This window comes from Flavobacterium sp., from assembly GCF_039932285.1.
GTDB lineage: Bacteria > Bacteroidota > Bacteroidia > Flavobacteriales > Flavobacteriaceae > Flavobacterium.
The window spans coordinates 1-4,322 of record NZ_JBDTQE010000116.1; the positions used below are offsets into that span (position 1 = coordinate 1).

7 protein-coding genes are annotated in these 4,322 nt (G+C 28.9%); all 7 read left to right on the top strand.

Annotation, left to right across the window (positions count from 1 at the left end; genetic code table 11):
• Positions 1-179 (top strand): ATP-binding protein (locus tag ABI549_RS13460; RefSeq protein ID WP_348076980.1); only part of this gene is annotated, 179 nt, incomplete at its 5' end.
• Positions 180-523: 344 nt separating this feature from the next.
• Positions 524-625: an RteC domain-containing protein gene (locus ABI549_RS13465; protein ID WP_348076981.1), complete on the top strand. Its 102-nt coding sequence runs from the start codon at positions 524-526 to the stop codon at positions 623-625.
• Between the two features lie 513 nt (positions 626-1,138).
• Positions 1,139-1,702 (top strand): peptide-methionine (R)-S-oxide reductase MsrB, encoded by a 564-nt coding sequence (gene msrB, locus ABI549_RS13470; protein WP_348076975.1) that lies wholly within the window; start codon positions 1,139-1,141, stop codon positions 1,700-1,702.
• 5 nt (positions 1,703-1,707) lie between these two features.
• Complete coding sequence (locus ABI549_RS13475; RefSeq protein ID WP_348076976.1) at positions 1,708-2,472, top strand: DUF1223 domain-containing protein; 765 nt, start codon at positions 1,708-1,710, stop codon at positions 2,470-2,472.
• A gap of 14 nt (positions 2,473-2,486) precedes the next feature.
• A complete protein-coding gene (gene msrA, locus ABI549_RS13480; RefSeq protein ID WP_348076977.1) occupies positions 2,487-3,104 on the top strand; it encodes a peptide-methionine (S)-S-oxide reductase MsrA in 618 nt (205 codons plus the stop codon).
• Between the two features lie 95 nt (positions 3,105-3,199).
• On the top strand, positions 3,200-3,895 hold the full coding sequence (locus tag ABI549_RS13485; protein WP_348076978.1) for a hypothetical protein: 696 nt from the start codon (positions 3,200-3,202) through the stop codon (positions 3,893-3,895).
• 182 nt (positions 3,896-4,077) lie between these two features.
• On the top strand, positions 4,078-4,322 hold a 245-nt coding region (locus ABI549_RS13490; protein ID WP_348076979.1), incomplete at its 3' end, for a hypothetical protein.

Below are 4,322 nucleotides of genomic sequence, written 5' to 3' on the forward strand. Positions count from 1 at the left end.
AATATAAAGACAAAGTTTTTGATAAATATTTCCAAATCCCTGGAAGTAATAAATCTGGAACAGGTTTAGGATTAGCAATTAGTAAAGAATTCATTGAAGCACAAAATGGAAGAATATGGGTTGAAAGTGAATTAGGTTTAGGTAGCACTTTTGGTATAGGTTTAGATATAATTAAATAATAAAGTAACACATTAAAAACAATATACAACCAATTCTTATGCCTTTAACTTCTCTATACAGCTTAGTTTTTTGTCAATTTGATTTTAAATTAGTACAATAGACTTGCATCATATGAACTCAAAAATTGGTCAACTTTTAACAAATCTTAATGAACAATTAAATTTTACCGATTTAGAAATTGATAATCCTATAATAAGGAGTGAGAATGCAATAAATATTATTATAAAATCAATTGAAAAATTAAAACGCTATTTCGATAGTAATTTAGATTTTTATAGATACTACCTACCGTACAGGAAGTAATTACCTAGATATTAAATATTTTACCAGAGGGGAATTTGATATAAAATTAGCATTGGATAGTTTTTATTTTGAAGTGGATCATACATTTTCTATTTCTCACGATTTTAAAGTAGCTAAAATTATGGCACACGATTTAATTTAAGTGTATTTAGAAGATAAGCTTTTATTAATGGAAAATAAAGAACCTAGAGAAAAATCACAAGTCAATCACATGTTGAAACAAAATTGGACAGGTTCTAAAGTACGTTAATAGGGCTTTTGTATGCTTTGCATACAAGGTGTATTCTCCGCAAAAAAACCATCATAATCTATTGATTTTTAGTTTTTTTATTATTATTGACAATCTAGTTGACAATACTCATTTGTTATATATTATAAAAAAGACTAAATAGTGTAGAATAACTATTTTATTTAAACTTAAAATCTTTGCTCTAGTTATTACTTTTTTTGTTCTATTTTGTAAACTAGAATTATTCTCTAAATATTTCCCATCATTAGTAACCAATGCTTTTGTGATAGATAATAGATTATTTTCTGTCCCACTTTCTACTAATATATTTAAACGTTAATTAAATCCCAATTGATTCCAATTGTAAGTTAGGTGACAGTTTGACTTTTTTTATCTTGATAAATTTGTATTATAAAATTTAAAAAGATGAAAAATTATAATTTAAAATTTAGTGTATTGCTTTTGTTCCAGGTATTTTTTTTAACGGCATTCTCACAGTTTAATAAAAATAAAATAAAAGCGGTTAATGTTATTAGTACTAATGATACTATTAGAAAACCCAACAACCCGTACTATTCCAACACAAGTACTAAAAAGCTAAAGCTTACAGATGCTGAATGGAAAAAAGTACTTCCTGAAGATGTCTATGAAGTATCAAGACATGCTGATACTGAACGACCATTTACAGGAAAATATTGGAACACAGATGATAAAGGAACTTACTACTGCGCAGCATGTGGTTTTAAACTTTTCCGTTCTGGTGCAAAATTTTCTAGTACTTGTGGTTGGCCAAGTTTCTTTGAACAAGCCAATTCAAAAAGTGTTGTTTATAAAAATGATAGTTCTATCGGAATGGAACGTACGGAGGCACTTTGTGGCAGATGTGGCGGACATTTAGGACATCTTTTTGATGATGGACCACCACCAACGGGTAAGCGGTATTGTATGAACTCAATAGCATTAGATTTTATTCCGGATCCTAAAAAATAATCAATATGAAAAGCTCATTTATTAAATCAGGGTTATTAATCGTAGGCATCATTGTTTCAAGTTTTACTCTTCAAAAAGTAGTAGAAAATAAACAAAGTAAATCTTCTTCTAATGGTTTTGTGGTACTCGAACTTTTTACCTCACAAGGTTGTAGTAGCTGTCCACCAGCCGATGAAGTTCTGGCAAAATATGCCCTTCAAAACAACCCAAAAATTATTCCATTGGCATTTCATGTTGACTATTGGAATTATATTGGTTGGAAAGATCCATTTAGTAAAGCACAATTTACAAACAGGCAAAGAAACTATGCTATCCAATTAAATACTCAAGGAAATTACACACCACAATTAGTTATCAATGGTAAATATGAACTTATTGGTAGTTATAAAAGCAAAATAGAGGATTTGGTAAATAAAGAATTAGAATTAGTATCAGATTACAAAATTTCTATCAAAAATGTTATGGTTTCAAACAATCAATTAGATTTTGAATTTGATGCTGACAAAATACCAGGTACAATTGTCAATCTTGCTTTGGTGAAGAAAAAAGAGTTTACAAGTATTAAGCGAGGCGAAAATAGTGGTTTAAAACAAATCAGTTATAATATTGTTTATGATTTTAAAACGGAAATAAATTATTCTGAATCTAATAATAAAATTTTTTTCAAATTCAATCCAGAATGGCTACCAACGGATTTTATGATAGTAGCATATATTCAAAACACAAAAAATGGAATTATAAAGGCTAGCTCAAAATCACAAATTAATTAAAAAAAACAAATACCATGAGGAAAATAATTGCAATATGTTTACTAGCTAGTTTTAGTCTAGTAGCACAAAATAAAGAAAATAAAAAACCAAGCACTAATAATTTTGAAACCATAACAATAGGTGGAGGTTGTTACTGGTGTGTTGAAGCTGTTTATGAAAATTTAGTAGGAGTGAAGTCTGTTGTTTCTGGTTTTGCTGGAGGAAAAACAACCAATCCAAGTTATGAAGAAGTTTCGTCTGGGAATACAGGACATGCTGAAGTCGTGCAAATTACTTATGATAAAACGGTTACTAGCTTAGATGAGATATTCAAAGTATTTTTTACAGTTCATGATCCTACAACTTTAAACAGACAAGGAAATGATTTAGGAACACAATACCGCTCGGTTATACTTTATAATAATGCGGCTCAAAAGTTAGCTGCTCAAAATATTATCGAAACGTTGAATAAAGCCAAAGTTTATGATGATAAAATAGTAACAACTGTAGAACCATTAACTCATTTTTACAAAGCGGAAGCATATCATCAGAATTACTATGAAAACAATAAAAATCAACCCTATTGTAAATTAGTAATTCAACCAAAAATTGAAAAGTTTGAAAAAATATTTAAATCAAGATTGAAAAAATAATCCTTTTGCCTCAATTAAAAGAAGACTGATCGATTGGCTATTCTTATTAATGTAAATTTGTGGTATAAATTAGTAATAACAATAATTTTAATAAAATGGGAAAACAAATTTTAATCCTATTCCTAGCCTTATTATCGTTACCAATATTTGCTCAAAAAATTCAGCAACAATTTTATAAGGATAGCTTATCAGATCAAAATATAACAGCGTTGAATGTGGTTTTTGGAAAAAATAAAACATTTGATAAAACCTACCAAAAACAAATATTTACGGCGCTTACCTTTTTTCCGGAATTAAAAAATGTTAGGATAAAGTTTTGCTTAAAAGAAACCAATACGCCACTATCATCAAGACCTACCTTTTGGAGCTTATTTCGAGATGCAAAAAAACGGACTTACATAATTACCATCAGTACAAAAACCAATGCATTTTTAGAACCAATCTTATTAGAAAAACTTAGTTATAATGCCCAAATTGGGGTTTTAGGTCATGAACTTTCGCATGTATCTGATTACAGTCAAAAAGGTTTTTCTCAAATGATACATTTAATTTGGATCGAAATTTTTTCGAAAGAGCAAGTTGATAAATTTGAAAGTGGGACTGATAAAATATGTATTAATCACGGATTGGGATACCAATTGCTATACTGGAGTATATCCGTTCGTGAAAATTTAAAAATGGAGAATTGGCGCGGAGCTGATAATATTGAATCAAAACCTAAAACAGAACGCTATTTAAACCCTAGTAAAATAAGGGAAATAATAAAAACTAATCCACTTTACAACAAATAAAATTATTTCAAAAATGACTAATTAAGTGTATATAATTAGGAAACAAATCATTCAAAAAAAGGTGCTCCTAAGTCATCTTTTTTTTAGTTTTTTATTTTCTTTTTTAATATTTATTTAATTGAAAATCAAATGATTATACGTATGTTTAATTAGATTAATTGTATCGCTTTAAATATAATATTATGAAAGATTCTGCTTCAAAATCGATTTCAGCACCAGCCGAAATAATTTTGAAGTGTTTGGTTCCAGAAGGAGCTACAATGATATTCGAAGGAATGAACGAAGCCAAATCCACTTTGATATGTCCTATTGGTCGGTTAATCGTTGCCACAAAAGGAGCAAACAAACTCGTGCCGAGTTTTCAACGAATATTAAATTCAAAACCGTTAAGCAATTCCACTTTACCGTCAATCACATTTCGCAAACC

What these genes read in the sequence shown, in the direction of transcription:
- msrA (WP_348076977.1), top strand. Translation starts at nt 2,487, where the DNA reads ATGAGGAAAATAATTGCAATATGTTTACTAGCTAGTTTTAGTCTAGTA.
- ABI549_RS13475 (WP_348076976.1), top strand. Translation starts at nt 1,708, where the DNA reads ATGAAAAGCTCATTTATTAAATCAGGGTTATTAATCGTAGGCATCATT.
- ABI549_RS13485 (WP_348076978.1), top strand. Translation starts at nt 3,200, where the DNA reads ATGGGAAAACAAATTTTAATCCTATTCCTAGCCTTATTATCGTTACCA.
- msrB (WP_348076975.1), top strand. Translation starts at nt 1,139, where the DNA reads ATGAAAAATTATAATTTAAAATTTAGTGTATTGCTTTTGTTCCAGGTA.